At 37.1% G+C, this 20,751-nt stretch carries 17 protein-coding genes; 7 read left to right on the top strand and 10 right to left on the bottom strand.

Annotated elements, in window-relative coordinates; translation table 11 throughout:
* Positions 1-110: 110 nt before the first annotated feature.
* Entirely contained in the window at positions 111-2,693 is a 2,583-nt protein-coding gene (locus AC27JL_RS04970; RefSeq protein WP_487194985.1) for a TonB-dependent receptor plug domain-containing protein, read from the top strand.
* Positions 2,694-2,778: 85 nt separating this feature from the next.
* Complete coding sequence (locus tag AC27JL_RS04965; RefSeq protein WP_487194984.1) at positions 2,779-4,215, top strand: tetratricopeptide repeat-containing sulfotransferase family protein; 1,437 nt, start codon at positions 2,779-2,781, stop codon at positions 4,213-4,215.
* On the opposite strand, the gene AC27JL_RS04960 is transcribed toward AC27JL_RS04965, so the two are convergent.
* Complete coding sequence (locus tag AC27JL_RS04960) at positions 4,187-5,101, bottom strand: alpha/beta fold hydrolase (RefSeq protein ID WP_010556770.1); 915 nt, start codon at positions 5,099-5,101, stop codon at positions 4,187-4,189. The genes AC27JL_RS04965 and AC27JL_RS04960 overlap by 29 nt on opposite strands.
* Positions 5,102-5,229: 128 nt before the next feature.
* Here AC27JL_RS04960 and rlmF point away from each other — a divergent pair, with 128 nt between their 5' ends.
* Together rlmF and ltaE are read left to right on the top strand one after the other, a co-directional pair.
* Entirely contained in the window at positions 5,230-6,162 is a 933-nt protein-coding gene (gene rlmF, locus AC27JL_RS04955; protein WP_010556771.1) for a 23S rRNA (adenine(1618)-N(6))-methyltransferase RlmF, read from the top strand.
* Between the two features lie 18 nt (positions 6,163-6,180).
* Positions 6,181-7,185 carry a low-specificity L-threonine aldolase gene (gene ltaE / locus AC27JL_RS04950; protein WP_487194983.1) on the top strand — a complete coding sequence of 335 codons (1,005 nt, stop codon included), beginning with the start codon at positions 6,181-6,183 and terminating at the stop codon, positions 7,183-7,185.
* Here ltaE and AC27JL_RS04945 read toward each other — a convergent pair.
* The 5 genes from AC27JL_RS04945 to AC27JL_RS04925 form a co-directional block, all read right to left on the bottom strand.
* Positions 7,168-7,752, bottom strand: a complete 585-nt coding sequence (locus AC27JL_RS04945) for a thymidine kinase (RefSeq protein ID WP_487194982.1) — start codon at positions 7,750-7,752, stop codon at positions 7,168-7,170. The genes ltaE and AC27JL_RS04945 overlap by 18 nt on opposite strands.
* 92 nt (positions 7,753-7,844) lie before the next feature.
* Positions 7,845-8,654, bottom strand: a complete 810-nt coding sequence (locus AC27JL_RS04940; protein ID WP_487194981.1) for an amino acid ABC transporter substrate-binding protein — start codon at positions 8,652-8,654, stop codon at positions 7,845-7,847.
* Between the two features lie 73 nt (positions 8,655-8,727).
* Positions 8,728-9,198, bottom strand: a complete 471-nt coding sequence (locus tag AC27JL_RS04935) for a methylated-DNA--[protein]-cysteine S-methyltransferase (RefSeq protein ID WP_487194980.1) — start codon at positions 9,196-9,198, stop codon at positions 8,728-8,730.
* Positions 9,195-10,550: a DNA-3-methyladenine glycosylase 2 family protein gene (locus tag AC27JL_RS04930; protein WP_487194979.1), complete on the bottom strand. Its 1,356-nt coding sequence runs from the start codon at positions 10,548-10,550 to the stop codon at positions 9,195-9,197. Before AC27JL_RS04930 ends, AC27JL_RS04935 begins: the two co-directional genes overlap by 4 nt.
* 77 nt (positions 10,551-10,627) lie before the next feature.
* On the bottom strand, positions 10,628-11,110 hold the full coding sequence (locus AC27JL_RS04925; protein ID WP_008126160.1) for a GNAT family N-acetyltransferase: 483 nt from the start codon (positions 11,108-11,110) through the stop codon (positions 10,628-10,630).
* A 450-nt stretch (positions 11,111-11,560) separates the two neighbouring features.
* Here AC27JL_RS04925 and bfr (AC27JL_RS04920) point away from each other — a divergent pair, with 450 nt between their 5' ends.
* Both bfr (AC27JL_RS04920) and bfr (AC27JL_RS04915) read left to right on the top strand, forming a co-directional pair.
* Entirely contained in the window at positions 11,561-12,031 is a 471-nt protein-coding gene (bfr, locus tag AC27JL_RS04920) for a bacterioferritin (protein WP_487194978.1), read from the top strand.
* A 14-nt stretch (positions 12,032-12,045) separates the two neighbouring features.
* On the top strand, positions 12,046-12,510 hold the full coding sequence (gene bfr, locus AC27JL_RS04915; RefSeq protein WP_006791630.1) for a bacterioferritin: 465 nt from the start codon (positions 12,046-12,048) through the stop codon (positions 12,508-12,510).
* 68 nt (positions 12,511-12,578) lie between these two features.
* Here bfr (AC27JL_RS04915) and AC27JL_RS04910 read toward each other — a convergent pair whose 3' ends face one another.
* From AC27JL_RS04910 to AC27JL_RS04895, 4 genes are all read right to left on the bottom strand, one after another.
* The gene (locus AC27JL_RS04910; protein WP_006791629.1) at positions 12,579-12,773 is read right to left on the bottom strand and encodes a (2Fe-2S)-binding protein; all 195 of its coding nucleotides are present in this window, start codon (positions 12,771-12,773) and stop codon (positions 12,579-12,581) included.
* A 409-nt stretch (positions 12,774-13,182) separates the two neighbouring features.
* Entirely contained in the window at positions 13,183-13,707 is a 525-nt protein-coding gene (locus AC27JL_RS04905) for a DUF6436 domain-containing protein (protein ID WP_487195250.1), read from the bottom strand.
* The gene (locus AC27JL_RS04900; RefSeq protein ID WP_487194977.1) at positions 13,691-15,157 is read right to left on the bottom strand and encodes a methyl-accepting chemotaxis protein; all 1,467 of its coding nucleotides are present in this window, start codon (positions 15,155-15,157) and stop codon (positions 13,691-13,693) included. The genes AC27JL_RS04905 and AC27JL_RS04900 overlap by 17 nt, the downstream gene beginning before the upstream one ends.
* Positions 15,158-15,289: 132 nt before the next feature.
* The gene (locus AC27JL_RS04895; RefSeq protein WP_487194976.1) at positions 15,290-15,841 is read right to left on the bottom strand and encodes an isochorismatase family protein; all 552 of its coding nucleotides are present in this window, start codon (positions 15,839-15,841) and stop codon (positions 15,290-15,292) included.
* A 209-nt stretch (positions 15,842-16,050) separates the two neighbouring features.
* On the opposite strand from AC27JL_RS04895, the gene AC27JL_RS04890 reads away from it, so the two are divergent.
* The gene (locus tag AC27JL_RS04890; protein WP_487194975.1) at positions 16,051-20,508 is read left to right on the top strand and encodes an EAL domain-containing protein; all 4,458 of its coding nucleotides are present in this window, start codon (positions 16,051-16,053) and stop codon (positions 20,506-20,508) included.
* Positions 20,509-20,751: the final 243 nt, after the last annotated feature.

Here is a 20,751-nt window from a genome sequence, read left to right as displayed (position 1 = left end):
TGATTCGATATTTCAATCGCGTAAAACCACTCTGTTCGTTCCACAATTATGATTAAGGCGTGCTTTAAAGTACGACTAAAACAAAATTATTCTAACTGGGGAAATTTAGAATGAAATTAAAAAATAATACGCTAAACCAAGCGATTAAATTTGCATTAGCCACAACCACCGCCGGATTATTCATCTCGGGCTCTGCAATAGCAGCAGATGAACAAAGCGAAGTTAAAGTTAATAAGAATGTAGAGAAAATTGCTGTAGTAGGTACGCGTTCAGCTCCACGTTCAATTGGTGATTCACCCGTTCCTATTGATATCATAGGTGGCGAAGAGCTAGAAAAGTCAGGTAACACTGACATGCTAGAACTTCTTAAAGGCTCAGTTCCTTCTTTCAACGTTCATCAAAACCCTATTAGTGATGCAGCATCACTAGTTCGCCCTGCTAACCTTCGTGGTTTACCATCAGACAGCACGCTAGTACTTTTAAACGGCAAACGTCGTCACCGTGCATCTGTAATCGCATTTCTAGGTGGCGGTATTAACGATGGTGCACAAGGCGCCGATATTTCAGTTATTCCTAGCATTGCAATTAAACAAGTAGAAGTACTTCGTGACGGTGCAGCCGCTCAGTACGGTTCTGATGCTATTGCAGGTGTAATGAACTTCCAATTAAAAGACGCTTCAGAAGGCGGTAAGTTTGAAGTTCGTAAAGGTCAATATTTTGAAGGCGACGGCGATACAACTCAAATTTCTGGTAACGTAGGTTTACCGTTTACAGACAGTGGTTTTGCAAACTTAAGCTTCCAATACAAAACAGCAGATGCAACGAGTCGTTCAGTTCAACGCCCAGATGCAGCAGGTTTTGCAGCAGCAGGCGTACCTGATGTTTCGTCTCTTGCTCAAGTTTGGGGTGCACCAGAAGTTGATGACGATATCTCACTTTTTGGTAATGTAGGCCTAGACTTAACAAACAACTCACAATTTTACATGTTTGGTAACTACTCTGAGCGCGATGTACGTGGTGGCTTTTACTATCGTAACCCGCATACTCGTTCAGGTGTATATTCAAACGATGATGGCGCAACACTCCTTGTTGCAGACTTAACTGACGACATGAGCGGTAACTGTCCTACCATTTCAATTACAGATGGTAATGTATTAGACGACCCGGCTTACGTAAGCGGCGTAGCTAACAACCCAGATTGTTTTGCATTTAACGAAATGATCCCGGGTGGTTTTACACCAAACTTTGGTGGCAACATCACTGATACCTCTTTAACCATTGGTACAAAAGGTGAATTTACAGACGGCTTCATGAAAGACGTATTGTATGATTTAAGCGGTACTGTGGGTCTAAATGAATCTCGTTACTTTATTTACAACACAGTTAATGCATCTTTAGGCCCAGACACACCTCGTGATTTTAGTCCGGGTAAATACGAGCAGCTAGAGAAAAACTTTAACTTAGATCTATCTAAAGGCTACGACTTTGGCCTAGCATATGATGTGAACGTAGCCGGTGGTTTAGAGTGGCATGAAGAAACATTCACCGTTATTTCTGGTGATGAAGCATCTTACACAGCGGGTCCATTAACAGCGCAAGGCTTTGGCATTGGCTCAAACGGCTTCCCTGGTTTCAAACCGTCGCAAGCAGGTGAATTTTCACGTCGTAACTACGCAGCATTTGTCGACGTTGAAGCACCATTTACAGAAGACTTCTTAATGGGCTTAGCGCTTCGATTTGAAGACTACGACTCGTTTGGTAGCACAACAAACTACAAATTAATGGCTCAGTACCATGTAACTGAAGACCTAAATATTCGTGGTTCAATTAGCACAGGTTTCCGTGCACCAACTGTTGGTCAAGCAAACGTAAGTAACGTTCAAACAAACTTAAGTGATGGTGTATTAAGAGATTCTGCATTATTACCACCAACAAACCCTGTTGCTGTTCAACTTGGTGGTACGGAGCTACAACCTGAAGAATCGCAAAGTTATACATTTGGTGCAGTTTATACAATTGGCGATTTGTTCCTAACTGTTGATTACTACAACATTCAAGTTGAAGACCGTATCAGTCAATCTGAAAAAATTACGCTTAGCCAAGCTGATAAAGATACACTTTCAGCTGCGGGTGTACCTAATGTTGAAGGTCTTGCGCAAGTTAGTTTCTTCACTAATGACTTTGATACAACAACTCAAGGTGTTGATGTTGTAGCTAATTACACAGCAGATATTTTAGGTGGCAGCTCTACATTTAGCCTTGCTTACAACTGGAATGAAACTGAAGTAACTAAGTTCAGTGATATTACGGGTGAGTTTAAAGTTAAACGCCTAGAAGAAGACTTACCTAACCACCGTGCAACACTTACGTGGGCACAACAGTGGGAGTCAATCTCTGCGTTTACTCGTCTTAACTACTATGGCGAATATCAAGGTGTTCACGTTGATTACGATGCAACAGCTAAAACAGCAGACGCATCTGTAACGCTTGATGCAGAAATTACGTACTTTGTGAACGATTCAATCAGCTTCTCTGTAGGTGCACAAAACTTACTTGACCAAGATGCTGAAAAACTTGATTTCCAAGATGCAACGGGTATCCCAAATAATAACTGGGGTGGTAAATACTACGAAACATCTCCTTACGGTATTAACGGTGGTTTCTACTACGCTAAGGCCACGTATACTTTCTAATTTTTAGAATGAAAGCATTAAGGCGAAATGTTAAGACATTTCGCCTTTTTTATTTTATAGTAAATAAAAAATAAAATGCTCCACTATGCTACTAGATAAAGCCAACAAACTACTCGAACAAAATAAGCTCAAAGAAGCTGAATTTCATTACAAAACGATACTTGCTACTGAGCCCGAAAATGGCGAAGCCTTATTTGGTTTAGGTAAAATAGCACTAAGACTAGAAAAGTTTGATGCCGCAGTTTATTTACTACAAAAAGCCTGCGAACGTTTACCCCACATGTTAGAACCGCTTCACGCATTGGCAGACGCGTTTAATGGTGTTAATTCACCACAGGACGCACTTACCGTATTAGAATATGCAAAAAGCCTAGCAAGCCATAACCCTGAACCACATTATTACTTAGCTCAGCATTATTTAACACATGGTGATTTGGATAAAGCGCACACAACATTTGCACACGCATTGAGTATGGGCTTATACCCTGTCACAGCCTATATTTTATTTGAATTAGTACAACTTGGCCGTTTTAATAAAGAACACAATTACATTAGTAATTTGCATCACTTAGTAACTCAAACTAACAACCTACGTCTTAAAATGGTGTGTTACTACGCATTAGGCAAAAGTTACGATAAACTAAACGATACAGATCAAGCTTTTAACTATTTTGAGCTAGCAAATACGCTACAATATAAATTAAGTACGTTTACAACCAAAGAGCTTGACCCTTTTTATGATCAGATCATTAAATTCAATACTCTTGATTTATTGGCTACACGTGAAGAAGACTTTTCCGCAACAATCACGCCTGTATTTATAATTGGCATGCCAAGAAGCGGGTCAACTCTACTAGAGCAAATGCTTATAAGTCATAGCCAATGTTCAAGCCTAGGCGAAAACACGAGTATTAGTAATAATGTTGTTGCCTTTTTAGAGCAAAAAACCAAAACTTCGTATCCTCAGTGCTTAGCAAATTTAACGCCTGGCCTAATTAATCAAGCTCGTAATATTTATATTGATACACTAAAAACAGCGACACCGTTAAGGCCGATTATTATTAATAAGCTACCAAGCAATTATCAATCGCTCGGGCTGATTTATATTTTATTTCCAAACGCTAAGTTTATTAATTTATCACGTAACGTTAATGCCACAGCATTTTCTGTATTTAGTAATTATTTTGCTGAGAACGAGCCGTACTTTTGCTCTTTAACTGAATTTAAACACTACCATGGCTTATATGAAAAACTAATGACACATTGGAATACTTTAAGATTACCTGTGTTTAATTTGGCCTATGAAGACTTAGTAAATAATCCTGAAGACCAATTAAATACTCTTTTTAAGTTTTTAGAGTGTAAATATGAGCAAAACTGCTTATCGTTTTACAATCAAAAAAGAGCCGTCACAACACTGAGCAAACAAGCTGTTCGCCAGCCAGTGAATACAAATGCCGTTAGTAAATGGGAACGATACCAAGTCCCCTTGCTCAAGCTAATGAACAAGGGTGACTCTTAAACCATTGAAGTAAATCGTTAAATTGCTCTTTGCGGGCTATTGGATGAGTCAACATATTTATGTGGTCGTAATCAATACGGTGTCCATGGCGACGACCATAAATACGCATTTGTTGGATACCAGGGCCAGATTCATCAATAAACCTTTGAATATCAACTGGCTGCGCTAATGCTTTATCTTTAACCGCTGCAATATGTAGCGTAGGTGGCAAATGAAGTGAACGTAGTGCTTTTGCATAATCAAAATTATCATCGGAATCAACCCAAGGCTTTTTTTTAGCCCACTGCATGCTTTGATAATGCGACTTTTGGGTTTCGTCGTCACTTCCCCACTTTAAGCGCTTTGCAGGTAAATACCCGTGCTTTTTAGCAAGTAATGGCGCCATAAAATACCAAATAAAATTAGCTTGAAGTAATTTTTTTGGATGATTATTAAACAGTGAGCGTTTTGAACCAAAGTAAACACATGCTTTTACATCATCAATATAATGTGGAAAGCGTGCAAATACGCTATTCATTAAAACGCCACCCCACGAATGGGCCACCCAGTAATCTGGTTTAGAACCTTCGAGCTGCTCAATTTTATTAATAAACGCGGGAATATCTTCTAATATAGCTTCGGTTTGCCCATAGGCAGCAGATTTAGATATAACAGGCTTACTTTCTCCGCGCCCACGCAGATCAGCGACATAGCAACGATATCCGTGCTCAGCTAAAAATGGAGCAAGACCTTTATTACTATGTGTATAAAAAATTTTGCCATTTTCGACTGCACCATGCATAAAGAATACGATGGGACCATTTTGTTGTTCATCGAATATTTTGCGTAAATGCAGTGTTTGTTTATCTGCTAAATTTATAGTTATTGATTGTTGAGAAATGGCCACGCTTAATCCTTATTGTTACCCTCAACTCATCGTACCAGTATTTTTAAATATGCCAAAGTAATTGTCTGCACTTTAATTACGAGGATTTGTTACAATTAACTATTGATATAGATTGCTAAAATAAATTCATGACTAAAAATACACCACGTGCAAAACTACACCCACGCAATCAGCATAATAACGGTTACGATTTTAACTTACTAACAGCTGCGCTGCCGGCTTTAAGCCCTTATATAGTTAACACGCCTGCAGGTACTAAAAGTATTGACTTTGCAAATAATAAAGCAGTAAAAACACTCAACCAAGCGCTACTCAAAGCGCACTATAATATTGAATTTTGGGATATTCCCGAGCACAACTTATGCCCACCAATACCAGGGCGAGTAGACTATATCCATCACTTGGCGGATCTATTAAGCGAAGATAATAAACAAACAATCCCGCAAGGTAAGCAGGTTAAAGTACTTGATATAGGTACTGGTGCAAATTTAGTTTATCCATTAACAGGGACGAGTGAATATAACTGGCACTTCACTGGCTCAGATATAGACCCTGTCTCGGTTAAAATAGCCAAGCAAATTGCACAATTTAATGCCTTAAAAATAACGGTTAAGCTGCAAAAAAAACCGGCTAATATATTTAAAGGTGTTATAAACCAAAAAGACTTATATCACTTAACGCTTTGTAACCCGCCATTTCATGCAAGCGAACAAGAAGCAAAAAAAGGAAGTGAACGAAAATGGAAAAACTTAGGAAAAGCGCCCAGTAAAACGCTTAACTTTGGTGGTAACAACAACGAGCTTTGGTGCGAAGGTGGTGAAGTACAATTCATCACAACAATGATTGCAGAAAGTGAAGAATTTGCACAACAAGTATTGTGGTTTACATCTTTAGTCTCAAAAAAAGACTCACTTAGTGCACTTGAAGCAAAGCTAAAAACATACCCAATTGCGGAATATAAAATTATTGATATGGCTCAAGGGCAAAAAGTTAGCCGATTTCTTGCTTGGAGTTACTTTGATAAAGAGACGCGTGAACACATTTGTAATGAACTTGATTAAATAAGAAAAAGGAAAAATATGATAGATTTTCGTTCAGATACGGTCACCAAACCAACAAAAGAAATGCGCGATATCATGTACAGTGCACCAGTCGGTGATGATGTTTATGGCGACGATGAAAGTGTAAATAACCTAGAGAACTTCGCTTCTACTCGTTTTAATTTTGAAGCCGCACTTTTTTGCAGCTCTGGAACACAAGCAAATTTACTTGGTTTAATGGCACATTGTGAACGTGGGGACGAATATATTTGTGGCCAAAGTGCGCACAATTATAAATTTGAAGGTGGTGGTGCAGCAGTTCTAGGCTCTATACAGCCACAACCGATAGAAAACGAACAAAACGGTTCCATTAATTTCAATAAAATAGCCGCTGCAATTAAACCAGACGATAGCCACTTTGCAAAAACGCGATTACTAAGCCTAGAAAATACCATTGGCGGTAAAGTACTTAGCCTAGAGTACCTTGCCCAAGCACGGGACTTTGTTAATGAGCATAATTTAGCTCTGCATTTAGATGGCGCACGTGCGTTTAATGCATCAGTTGAGTTAGAAGTTGATATTAAACAAATAACGAAACATTTTGACTCTGTGTCTATTTGCTTATCTAAAGGGTTAGGTGCACCGGTTGGATCATTATTATTGGGGTCATCTTCGTTGGTAAATAAAGCTAGGCGATGGCGTAAAGTACTTGGTGGTGGTATGCGACAAGCCGGAATGCTCGCTGCTGCGGGGCAATATGCGCTTGAAAATAACATAAGTCGCTTAAAAGACGATCATGCTAATGCGCGCTACCTAGCTGAATGTTTAAGCTCACTTGAAGGCTTTAACGTAGATATGAGTAATACGACCAATATGGTGTATGCATCTTGTGATGAAGATTTTAATATTGTAGATATAGCTGCGAAGCTAAAACAGCAAGGTGTTCTAATAAGCCCAAGTAAACAACTCAGGCTAGTTACGCATTTAGGGATAACTCGAAAAGATATAGACACCTTTATTAACGCGTTATCGGCCCATATTTAAAGCGGCTTTGTAATGTTTGCGGCATACCGATACATAACGATCGTTGCCGCCAATTTCAACTTGATTACCATCGGCAATGGCATCACCATTTTCATCGGTACGTAATACGTGATTGGCTTTGCGCCCACAATGGCACACCGTTTTAAGCTCAATTAATTTATCAGCCCAAGCTAGTAGGTATTGAGAGCCAACAAACAACTCACCTCTAAAGTCGTTTCGTAAACCGTAGCAAAGCACAGGAATGTCTAACTCATCTACTACATCAGTTAACTGCATGACTTGCTCTTTGGATAAAAACTGACATTCATCGACTAATATACAATGGCGCTTTTTTTCATTGTTAAGCAATTGAATCAACTCATACACATCTTTACTTGCATCAAATACATGTGCATCTGATTGCAAACCTATTCGAGACGAAACCTTGCCAACACCTTCTCTATCGTCAATAGCTGCAGTAAGGATAACTGGCTCCATACCTCGCTCTTTATAATTAAAAGCCGATTGTAATAAGGTGGTAGATTTTCCCGCATTCATTGCAGAATAGTAAAAGTATAATTGAGCCATGATGGTGCCAAGTTACAAAAAGTGCGCTTATGCTACCCTAATATGCACTGAATACCAATTTCAAACGCCAAATAAGCTTATGATTTAAAGTATTAGTTTTGAGGTTGTTTGGCAGAATTTAAATAATCAATGTAGATAGGAGCCGAATCAAATTCACTAACCCACTGCCACATTTTATGACTAAGCGTCGGATGATTTTCATAAAATTGATGCGAAAAAACTAAATAACCAAGCGTAAATTCGTATGGGGGAAATAGTGCTTTTACATCGGTGTCACTATAAGGGTAACTAGACGTTTTAATTTTATTAACTTGGCAAATATCTATGCTTGAGTCCACAACCCCTTTGTTAAGTAGCTCAAATGCACTTTCTTTTGACACCGTCTCGTGAACAAAAAGAGGTTCTTTTTTTAAAACAGCGCTCAAGCCATAACCGCTTGGCACAGCAATTGTAAATGTTTTGGTATTAAACTTATCGCGTGATTGCCATTGCGATCGAAATTTATCACGACCTAACAAGCAGCTGCCAAACCTGCTAATAGCAAACTGAGCATTAGGTTTTGCATCTTCATCCATTGGGTAAACGGCTATTCGCTCTCTGCCTTCTCTGAAGCTAGCAATAACTGCATTTACTTTATTTGATTCAAGATCTTTCAAGCACCTTCGCCAAGGTTTCCTTACAAACTCAATATCAACGCCATCAACTGCATCATCTAATAGCCGGAGTACGTCTGCCGAAGCTCCGGGCCTTTGAGTCGGGATCTCTTGCCCTGCACCTAAAAACATTGGCGCAATTTCCTTGTCTTCATAGCAAAAAAGCAACCTTTTAGCAGCGGCGTTTGCAACATTAATAGGTACGATGCATAAAAAGATAAATATATAAAATAGTGTATTAAATTGCATAGCTATTTTTTATTAGAGTATTTTTTATAGTGTAACCTTTATAATATATGATACAAAACTTAAGGCTACTAATTCACAAAACCCCTTCGTGTTTTAGGAGCCAGCGTTTTCTTTCGAGTCCACCAGCGTATCCTGTGAGCGTTGCATTTGCGCCAATAATTCTATGACAAGGCACGATAATGCTAATTGGGTTTTTACCGTTAGCTGCCCCCACCGCTCTTACCGCTTTTGGGTTATTTAATGCGTGAGCAATATCACCATACGTATTGGTTTTACCGTAAGGAACATCTGAAAGTGCGTTCCATACACTTTTTTGAAATTCAGTCCCTTTAGTATCCAATGGAACATTAAATGTTTTACGCTTTTTATTAAAATACTCTTTTAATTGCAGCGCACAGCTTAATATCGGCTCATTAGTTACTTTAGCAAGAGGCACATGTGGGTAGGTTTCAAGCGGATAAAAGCCAACGTAACTCACCCCTTTTGTAGTTGCTTGAATTATTATATTGTCTATGGGACTTGTTATGTATGTTTGAATAATCATGATAGTTGCTGCCAAAGTTGAAACGTTAAATAGGAACGAAATGGGGTGCACTTTTCACTGTTAAACGAACTTGCCGCAGCTTGTGCTTTTTTAATACCTAAATCACCATCAAGTAATATATCGGGTTGGCTTTGCCCTCTTAATTTTGCATAGTTCACAGTCCATGGGCCTATTCCTTTTAAGTCAAGCCATAAATCTAAGTCACTATTGCCAGGGTTATTGGTGCAAAACAAAGCTAAATTATGTAGCGCATTTTTGCGCGCTTGTGGCATTTTAAAAAAATCAAAGCTGCTTTGTGCTACCTGTTCGGCACTCGGAAAATACACATGGTTTACGTCTTTTTCTCCGAGCTCATCAACTAGTTTAGTGACTAAGCTATGCGCTGCGGCTACGCTTACTTGTTGTCCTAGCACAGCCCTAATACCAGCCTCAAACTCTGACCAAATACCTGGCAACCTAAGTCCGTTACACAGTGTGAATGCATTGTTTATGTTTGTATTTAAATGAGTTTCTATTAAATTAATATCAGCATCTAAGTCTAGAACCCGCCGTATGTTATTTATAACTGTTTGCAAATATTGCGTGTCGTCTATCTCTACCTTTACTTTAAAGTGATGTTTACTTTCGATAAATTCGGCAGTGAAACATCCTTTATAAAGCGTATTTGAAAACGTACGCCCGTAGCTATTTGCCGAAATCCATTCAACAGGTTTAATTAAACGTTTTTCTATAAACGAGCGTAAAGCAAGCCAATTATAAGGAGGCCTAAAAGGAAGGGTTAAGGTAAGTGACGTACTTTGAATTTTGGTATTTTGACGCAGTGCTGATGGTGTCATATTTAATTGTTTGAAAAAAGCATCGTTAAATCGCCTTGTACTTTTAAAACCTGCCGCGTATGCAATGTCGGTTAGCGATAAATGCGTTTCTTGTATCAGCTTTTTTGCAAAATGACATTGCTTAAATAAACGATATTGCGTAAGCGACAAACCAAAATGTTGTTTAAACAAACGTCTTAAATATCGGCTACTCACTCCTAACCTTTCAGCTAACTTTTCGCAATCATGTTCATCGTATTGATCAATGAGCTGCTTTGCCCTCAAAGCGGTTGTTTTGACCCCTTGCCAAGCCGCACTTCCCGGTGCACTGTCAGGCCTACAACGAATGCAAGGCCTAAAACCGTCTTGCGCTGCATTATGAGCAAACTCATAATAAATAACATTTTTTTCAAGCGCAGTAGGCGCTGGACAAATAGGCCTGCAGTAAATACCCGTACTTTTTACCGCAACATAAAAAAGACCATCAAATCGGTGATCGCGACTTTGACGTGCTTTTTGCCAGTAAGATGAAATCATAAATAGCTCTTTTAATGAGTGACCAGCGCAAAGTTTAAATAAATTTTTAACCATTGCTAGCCACAATCGGAACTTAACTATTTAGCAAAATCTATTAACTCTTGACCCGTTAAACGATAAATAATCCATTCAGTTTGGGGCTTTGCACCTATACTGTCATAAAAATCTATTGCAGGCTTATTCCAATCCAAAACAACCCACTCAAAACGACCACAATTATTGCTCAACGCCTTATTAGCTAAATGCTTCATTATGGCTTTACCAGCACCTTTACCACGGCTATCTGGACTTACGTATAAATCTTCAAGATACAAACCGTTTTTACCTAGCCAAGTAGAATAATTGTAAAAATAAACTGCAAAGCCTATAGGTTCATCGCCATCTAAACATATAATACTGTGCGCTGTGGCGCCTTCGCTAAATAATGTATCTAAAATAGCTTGCTCATTTGTTTTGACCGCATCTGGCTCTTTTTCATATATCGCAAGCTCTGTAATAAAATTTAAGATAATTTTGGCATCGCTTGGCTTCGCATCGCGAATTATAATTGACTTGCTCATAGTTGTGACCCTAAGTGTGCTGCACTATTGTTAAATTAAAATATGTGTTCAGTAAGTATTTATGGTGCTGATAATGTATTACACACCATGAAATTAATGTGTGTTTGAGTATGCCATACATTAATTAGCTTAATTGATTAATAAACAAAAAATATAATTGAATTAAAAACTATTAATGTGGTTTGCTATTTTTTGCACCTGAGTTCAGCGCTATAAAGTTAATTACGACACCCGGATTACCTAAGCTGTTTTAAATATATTCAAGCTACTCTTATTCAAGCAAAAATTGATTGTGTGCCCAAAACGCAGAGAGCCTATAAAGCAAGCAACAATGCAAACTTAAATAAGAATCAAAACCAATAGTAACACAATGATTTTTATAGAGAAAACTTGCAATTACTTGGTTTTACACTACACTAGCCATAATTAACAAAGCTATGGTGGCATATCATGAAAGGTAATCAAAAAGTAATCGACGCATTTAATGCGCTACTCGCCAACGAGTTAGCTGCAATCGATCAGTATTTTATACACTCTCGCATGTATGATGATTGGGGTTTAAATAAACTTTATGAGCGCCTTAATCATGAAATGGAAGAAGAAAAAGATCATGCTGACTGGTTAATCAAACGTATTTTATTTTTAGAAGGTGTCCCAAACCTTACCAAGCGTCGTGATTTGCTTATTGGAAACGATGTTAAAAGCATGATGCAAAATGATTTAACACTCGAACTAGAAGTTGTTGCCTGCGTAAAAGATGTAATTGCCATCTGTGAAGAACAGCAAGACTATCAATCTCGTGCAATACTCCAAAAACTATTGTTCGATACAGAAGAAGATCATGTTTACTGGTTAGAACAACAACTTGGCCTAATTGAAAAAATTGGCTCAGAAAATTACCATCAATCTCAAATTGGTTAGCAGGAGCTAAAGTTATGAAAGGCGACTTAGAGGTAATTAAAGCGTTAAATAGCGTACTTGCTAATGAACTTGTCGGAATTAATCAATACTTTTTACATGCACGTATGTTTAAAGACTTTGGTTTTAGCCAGCTTGATAAAGCAGACTACAAAGTGTCAATTCAAAAAATGAAAAACGCCGATCGTTTAATTGAGCGTATTTTATTTTTAGAGGGTTTACCAAACCTACAAGACTTAGGCCGTTTACGTATTGGTGAAAACAGCGAAGAAATGATTGCTGCTAACATGAGCTTTGAGCTTGATACTATAGACGAACTTCGCGCTGCGGTTAAATTAGCTGAAAGTAAAAAAGACTACATTAGCCGAGAAGCACTCGACCATATTTTAAACGAGCAAGAAGAGCAAATGGACTGGCTGGAAACACAGCAACAGCTCATTGAGAATGTAGGTATAGAAAACTATCTTCAATCTCAACTTTAACAACACGTTATAAGCATAAAAAAAGCAGCCATATGGCTGCTTTTTTTATGTAATATTTTTTAAAATAATTAAGCGACTTGATCAGTTATGTCTGCAATTTGAATCAGCTTGCGATTCAAAATCTTCTTAGTACAACCACAGCATTTTCCGCATTGGCTGCCGACATTAAGCTCTTTTGCCAACTCACGCATAGTTGTTGCACCATCATCAATTGTTTGTTCAATTTTTTTATCTGTGACACCGTGACATAGACAAATGTACATGATTACAAACCACTCTAATTACTTTCAATATAGTTATATTAATCTAAATAGTAATAGTTATCAATAATTTTTAGAGCGTTATTTTAATTTTATTTTAAACCCAATTATAACTTTAGAGTAAACTCTCATACAAGAATTGGTAACTCATTGTTCCCCTAATCTTTTGTCAATTTTATTTAGTATCGCCATTGATTCAAATTGATAGATTGCTCATTAAAATCTAATAATTAGTGAATATAGATTAGTTCATCTGAGAGTTGACTAATAAAACTTTCACTCAAAAGTGTGCACTAACACAAATATAAATCACTTGCATAAAACTACTGACTACTCAGTTAGGCTCTTTTTGAAAAAATAGAGTGTGATTTAACACTCAACAAATTTACTTTAAGGAAGCGGCCCCCTGAAGCTAAACCCTATTTTTGCAATAACAGCCTTTAGTATCTGCTACGAGTAATTTTGAGTTAAACCCAGCAACTAAGTTAGTCATTGCCGTTTCTACAAAACCACTGCCCTGCGAACAAGCCAATCCTTCGGATAATGGCCCCGCATAAACAAACTCGCCATTCTTATCCATAATTACTGCGGCTGGCGTAGCTGGAATAACGTGTTGTAACTTAGCTGAATATGGATGCTGAATAATATTAAAGCCTTTTTCGTCAGCAAACCGTTTAAGTGCGGTAATGTGTGCTTTAGCCTGCTTCGCGCAACCACAGTTTTGCTCTATGACAAGAACTAAAGACGCCTCGTGTATTTGCGTATTCAACCCTAGCTGCTTTTTAAAACTTAAAAACCAACCATCCTGTAATAGTACTCTGTCACTATCAAACGATTTTAGCTGGCTAACCTGAAAATAAACTAAGCCTGATATAACGAATCCTAACCAGGCTAGTATTATAAACTTTAAAAAATGTGGGCTACTTAAATTTAGCAATTGATTGCTCAAGTACGTCAATACTCACGTCGATTAACTGAACTTTGTCGGTGAGTTGCTTAACAATATTGGAATCTTCGTACTGGTTTTGGCGCATTTGGTCTGTGCTGTTAGCAATTTGTTCTGTATTACCAGCCTGCTCTGAAACAACTTGTGCAACCGAGGTAGTACTACTGGATACCGCTTTTATCTGTTCACTCATTGCTGAAATATTTTCTTTCATTGCAGTGCTTATTTCAGTTAAATCAACAACAAAGCTTACGCACTGAGTCATTGATTGGGTAGATGTTTTACTATTTGTAACAAGGTCTTTAAGAGTCAGGCCTATCTTGTCTGTAGTTGCTTTACTATGGTTTGCTAATGATCGTACTTCATCCGCTACAACTGCAAAGCCCCTTCCGTGCTCGCCAGCCCTGGCGGCTTCAATGGCTGCGTTAAGCGCAAGTAAATTTGTTTGCTCAGCAATCCCAGATATTTCGTTTAATAAGCTTGAAATGACATCGCCGGCAGCAACGAGTTGGTTAATTTGCTCTTCTGTATGATTTAACAAATTCAGTAGCTCTCTGCTTTTACTGTCGGTCTGCAATACGTCGTCTAAAGCCCCTTTAGCAGATTGTGTGATGCTATCTACTTGTGTTTTCAACACTTCGCTTTCTTGCTCTACTAATTTGAAACCATGCGCAACTTGAGCACCCGAATTAGCTATATCATCTGTTTGCTGAGTTCGCTGATGTGCACCATTCGCTAGTTGATCATGAACTTGAATTAATTCACCGGAATTGGTTTTTAGAGAATACGATTGAGTTTTAACTTGTTTAATAACGTCCGATAAGTAATCGAGCAAGGTGTTAAAACCAACAACGGCTTCACTTTGCGTGTAATCGGCTCTAAGAGATAGTTTGATGTGCTCAGAGTTTTCCATGATTTGCTCAGTTGCTGAGCTAAGTGATGTTCCAGCCCGGCGCTCTCTCTCTAAAGTAATTGCTATGTAACCTACAACAAGCACTTCAACTATTGCATAAGCTGCATGAATAATCACAGTACTAAAAGCAAGCCTATCAGGGTCAAAAACATAAAAGCCCGTATTTTGGGTTTGTAAGTAGTAGAAAGAAAGGTGATGGACCGCGACAAACAAGATAGCTGTAATAAAAACGCGCCACTGAACAAAAACAATTAAAATAGGCATTAATATAAAAATTTCAAAATGCACTTCAATTAAGCCAAATGCTTGCTGTATGTGCAAAAAAGAAAACATCATAATTGCAGCAGCAACTATGTGGGGTGTAATAGGGTTATTTTCTTGAGTTTTAAGTAGCCATATTGGAAGTAAACACAACGGTAAACCAACTATTAATGCTTGAGTTAACGTACCAAAATAAAGGCCTAATCCTATAGATTCGACGAATAAGATGACAAAAATAACTGTTAATAAACGACTAACACTAGACATAAAGACCCTAACTTTTAATTTTGCTAATACATTTAACTTAGTACAAATACAGCCAAATAGTACCGATATTATCAATGAATAATTTAAAATTTAATAATAATAAACATTTAATTTACACTATATACAAGTAACCTATTTAATTATAGGTAATATTTTCTTAAACGTAGGCGTAGCTGCAGTTTTTGTCCATTGAAATATAATAATTTCTGCACATGAAATTACCGCTCCGCCATGCCTTAGCTGTTCTATTGCGATACTTTTATGCTCAGCATTACGAGAGCCTATTGCATCTATTACTAAAACCACTTCAAATCCATTTTTTAATAAATCAATACACGTTTGTAAAACACACACGTGCGCCTCAGTGCCCACTACAACAATCGTTTTTTTGTTAAAACTAATTAACTTATCTAAGAAGCCAGCTTCTTCACAAGCACTAAAATGCACCTTATTAAAATACGTAGCACGCGGTAAAACAGATTTAATTTTGTTGTCGGTTTCTCCTAATCCTTGGACGTACTGCTCTGAGATAAGTGTTGGTATGTCGTAAACACAGGATGCCTGCGCTAATTTTAGCGTATTTTTTAAAAGACTTTGAAAATCACTAATCATAGGGGAAAGTTGCTTTTGAATATCTATGATCAGTAAGAGACTATCTTTAGCTTGTATGTTTGTTAAAGCCATTTTAAGACCTCCCTAAAGCTCTTAAATAATAATAAACATTAGTTCATTGCATTAAATTTACATTGTTTTACCCAGTATTTTATTTGTAATAAAAAATAAAAGTTGTGCTATATTTAACACTTAGCTGTACAAAGCAATACATGTTTGGAGATCGGTCATCAGTGCCAATAAGTAAATTATCCCTTTTTGTTTTATTTATAATGTTGTGTATGACCAATGCATTTGCATCGCAAAATTATGCCCAACAGTTACAACGCCTTTCTACCGATGAAGGCCTCTCACAAAATTACGTAGTAAAAATACAAGAAGATGAGATTGGCTACATTTGGATTGCTACGCAACAAGGACTAAATAGGTTTGATGGCTATAATGTTGAAACATTCGACGGTGGTTTTGACCTAGACAAACATTACATTTTTACAGTACTAAAAACACAAGACGGTAAGTTACTTGTTTCTACTGATATAGCTGGTGCATACCTAATAGACCCGCAAACTTTAAAAACAGAAAAAATCTACTCAGGACAGCTCGATAAAGAAAAACAAATTTATTCACCTGTTTCAGCAATGGCCGAAAAAAACGAACTTTATTACTTAGCAATTGATAACCAAATACTCACTTACAATAAAATCACTGGAGCTTTCACACAAACAGCGGCTTTACCCAAAAAAACGTCGTATATACGTGCTCTAACACTACACAATAATACACTTTTCATTGGTGCCAATGATGGGCTATTCACGTTCAACCTTGTTAGTAATCAGCTTACAGAAATACCGCTTCACCCTGTCGAAAAAACAACAATAGACAACATCAATGTAAAGTTTTTACAGGTAGATAAAGAGCTTGGCCTTCTAGTTGGCACGGTAGAAGGGCTGTATAAATTCGCATTTTCAGAAGATAACCTTGTACTCAGCTCTAAAATAACGACGCTTATTCCCGATCTTAATATCTGGGATTACATTAATTCTGAGCAGGGTGAGTTTATAGCAACAGAAAAAGGATTATTTAGTTTTAGCCGAATAAACGGCGAAATAGAGTTCATATTAAATTATGAAAAAAGTAAATTTAATATAAACGATAACTCAATTGACGATTTAACAATAAGCCAAACAGGAGTACTTTGGTTATCATCAAGAAGCCAAGGGGTATTCACGTGGCCCATTAATACAAGACGATTTAAAAATATTAAGTTGCCCGTCAATAATACTATAAACAAAATTCACGAAGACGAAGATAATACTATATGGTTTGGCACAAACGATGGCCTAGCTCAATACAACCCTAAAACAAAAACCACGCGTACTTTTTTAAACTCAACTGACGCAAAAGCAGTGTTTGGTTCGTCAGCAATTTATGATATTTTTGCTTCCTCTCTTGGAAACAACCAATATTTATGGCTATATTCTTACAATGGTTTTGAGTTGTTTGATAAAAATAGTAAGCAATTAGTATCAAATTTAAGTACTAATAACGATATACTTACTCAACCAACTGTTTTTGGTTTTGCCAAAATTGGCACTCATCAATATGCATTTGCAAACGACAAAAACTTTTACCTATTTAACGAAAAAACGGGTGATATAAGGGTTGTTAAAGGACTTAAAAACTTTCTAGACCCGGTATATGCCTATGTGTTCCTTCCGCCAATAGAAACACACCCAAACGAACTTTTAATTAGTATGACCAACAGCCTATATAGGTATAACGAGTCAACACAAAGCTTAACCCAAATATTTGAGTCATCAAAGAATAGAGACGACATCTATTACACTGTAGATAGTTATTACCTTGACTTAAAAAGAAATGTTTTATGGCTTGCAACTACTCATGAAGGCTTAATTGGCATAGACCCACAAAGCTATGAACTTAAACATTCTCTGGGGCTTAAAAGTTCTTTAAATTCTAATTCAATTTTGTCTTTAGTGCCTGATGAAAATGATTACCTGTGGGCAAGCTCTGAGAATGGGCTCTACAAGGTAAACCTCAATACACTTAATGTTACAAGTTTTTCTGTTAAAGATGGTTTAAGCACCAATAAATTTACAGACTACACACAAAGAAAATTGAATAATGGGCAAATAATATTGGGTAGTAATGCAGGCGCGCTGCTTTTTAATCCTGCTGATTTTAATACAAAAGCAACAACTAAAAAACATAAATTAGCAATTACAGATGTCAGTCTATTGACAAGAGAATTACCTTTTTCACCTCTTGCATACAGTAATCAACCACTCAAATTGAGCCATGATGATATGGGGTTAACGGTAAGCTTTTCTGACTTTTCTTACCCAGATACAAATAAAACGTTATATGATGTGGTTCTTGATGGCCCAACATCACTTACCTATGACAACTTAAAATCAAATCAGGTGTTTTTTACTAAACTTCAACCAGGAAGCTACACTCTAACCATAAACGCTCATTTTAAAGATGGTGTAATTAAAGCCCAACCAGTTAAGCTGAGCATGAATGTAGCCTATGCTCCTTGGAAGTCACCCTTTGCGATATTCACCTATATTATCGTTATGTTAAGTCTCTTCGCTTTATTTTTCTGGCAATACCGTAGCCGCCAAAATGTTATTCAACAAGCGCATACAGACACTATAAATTCGAAAAAACAAACAGAGCTCGCTCTTAAAAATAATAAAAGTGGAATATGGGATTTTCGATTTGAAGATGGTTCTGTAAATACCTTACGCGGCATAGAACTGGGTTATGAGAACCTTGAAGAACGAGTATCGATAGAGCTGTTTTATTCTATTATACACCCTGACGATAAGCGTCGATTTGAAACCAAATGGCAAAGCTTTATAAGCAAAAAAAGTAAAAATAAAAATTGGCAATTAACATATCGTCTCCGCCATAAAAATGGGCAGTGGTTGTGGTATCAAGACACTGGCCAAATAATTTTTGACACTCAAACAGGCAAACCTTTGTATGTATCTGGTATTTATACCAATATTACAGAGCAGCGTGCCAATGAAGAACAAGCCAAAATACTAGGTGAAGCATTTAGCCAAATAAACGATTGGTTACTGATTTTAGACGATCATTTAATGCCATTTTCAGCAAATAATAGTTTTATAAGAACGTTCTCTGATTCAGAGGAATTTACAAATATTAGCCCGAAACTATTTATAAAGTCTATTGGTAAAGAAAACTGTAAAGAGTTCGCAAAAATACTTAAAAAATTGCAACCAACTGAAAACTGGCATATTGATACGTTAATAAAAACAGCTAAAAGCAGTAAGCACCCAGTGCATATTAATGTGACTGCTGTAGCAAAAAGTACAACAGAAGTAAGCTACTATGTAATTGTTATTTCTGACCTAACAGAGCAAAAAAGAGCTGAAAATGAGCTGCGTTATTTAGCCAATTACGACGCACTAACAAAACTGCCAAATCGTAGTTTAATGTATCAAGAAATTGAGGAAGCCATTAAACAAGCCGAAAGTTCAAATACACATTGCGCACTCTTATTTATAGATTTAGATAAGTTTAAGCCAGTAAATGACTCTTTTGGTCATGCTGTAGGTGACAAGCTTCTTTGTAATATTACTGAACGGGTGAGTAATATTCTTAACGAAAATGCACAGCTTGGCCGCCAAAGTGGAGATGAGTTTTTAGTTCTTATTAAAAATGTAGAATCTCAGGACTCATTAAAAGAAACAGTTATGCTAATTAGTAAAGAATTAGCAAATAAAGTGATGATTGAAGACTTTGCGATTAATATTTCTGCCAGTATAGGCGTTGCTTTGTACCCATTTGATGCAATAACAACCGACATTTTAATTCGTAACGCAGACGTCGCTATGATGCAAGCAAAGCAAAATGGCAGGAATGGTTTTAGCTTCTTTAGCGATGAAATGAACGAACAAATAAAACAAAAGCTAATGCTCGAAAATGATTTAAAAGATGCAGTAAAAGCCGACTTATTTTTTAATCATTATCAGCCAATTGTTGATATTGAAGCAAGAAAAATAAATGGTGTAGAGCTACTAATGCGCTGGAAAAACAAAGAGCAATTTGTTTCACCCGCAGTGTTTATTCCAATTTCAGAAGAAACCGGTTTAATCGAGCGCTTAACTGAGTTAGCCCTTAAACGCGCACTTATTGAATTAGCGCCACTACTGAATGACAATCCATTATTTTATATTTCCTTAAACCTATCACCAAAACATATTTTAAAGGAGAATATAACCGAACGTTTACAATGCATACTAGCAGACGCGGGTATTCTGCCAAAGCAACTGAGGCTCGAAATTACAGAGACTATATTGCTTGAAGATAAACTGAAAGCTGCTAAGCAGTTACAAAAATTAAAAGCAGCAGGATTTAAATTATTGCTTGATGACTTTGGTACAGGCTATTCATCGCTGACTTACTTAAGCCAATTCCCAATTAACGTTATAAAGATAGATCAAAGTTTTGTAAATAGTATTGGTGAGGACAAAGGAGACGAGTCAATTATTAAAACAATTATTTCTTTAGCTGAAAATTTGAACCTATATTGTATTGCTGAAGGAGTCGAAAACCGCCAACAAATGGAGTTTTTATCGAATGAAGGGTGTCATATACTTCAAGGTTATTACTTTGCAAAACCAATGAGCGCCGAAGCGCTTAATGAAAATAGTTGCTTTAGCAGAATTATTGAGCTTATTTGAAGCAACTAACATGGTATATAAACCCTCCCCCCCACTAACACTAAGTTCTAATGACCTTTGTGGGTTAGTGTTTGTTAAAACTTAAAGCGGTTTAATCGCAGCACCAGGTTGGCTAATACTCCTGCACTACTCTTCAGCCTTTACACTGTGTAACAGAAAACCAAAGCCAAGCAACAAGAAGTAAACTGCCCCGGGAGATTCCTTTGGGGCCGCGTCTGCTTGCATTAATTATGCGTTATCAAC

The organism is Pseudoalteromonas sp. 4NS20-0020 (assembly GCF_057554385.1).
Note: the sequence above shows the minus strand (reverse complement) of the source record. Positions and strands in the feature narration are given on the sequence as shown.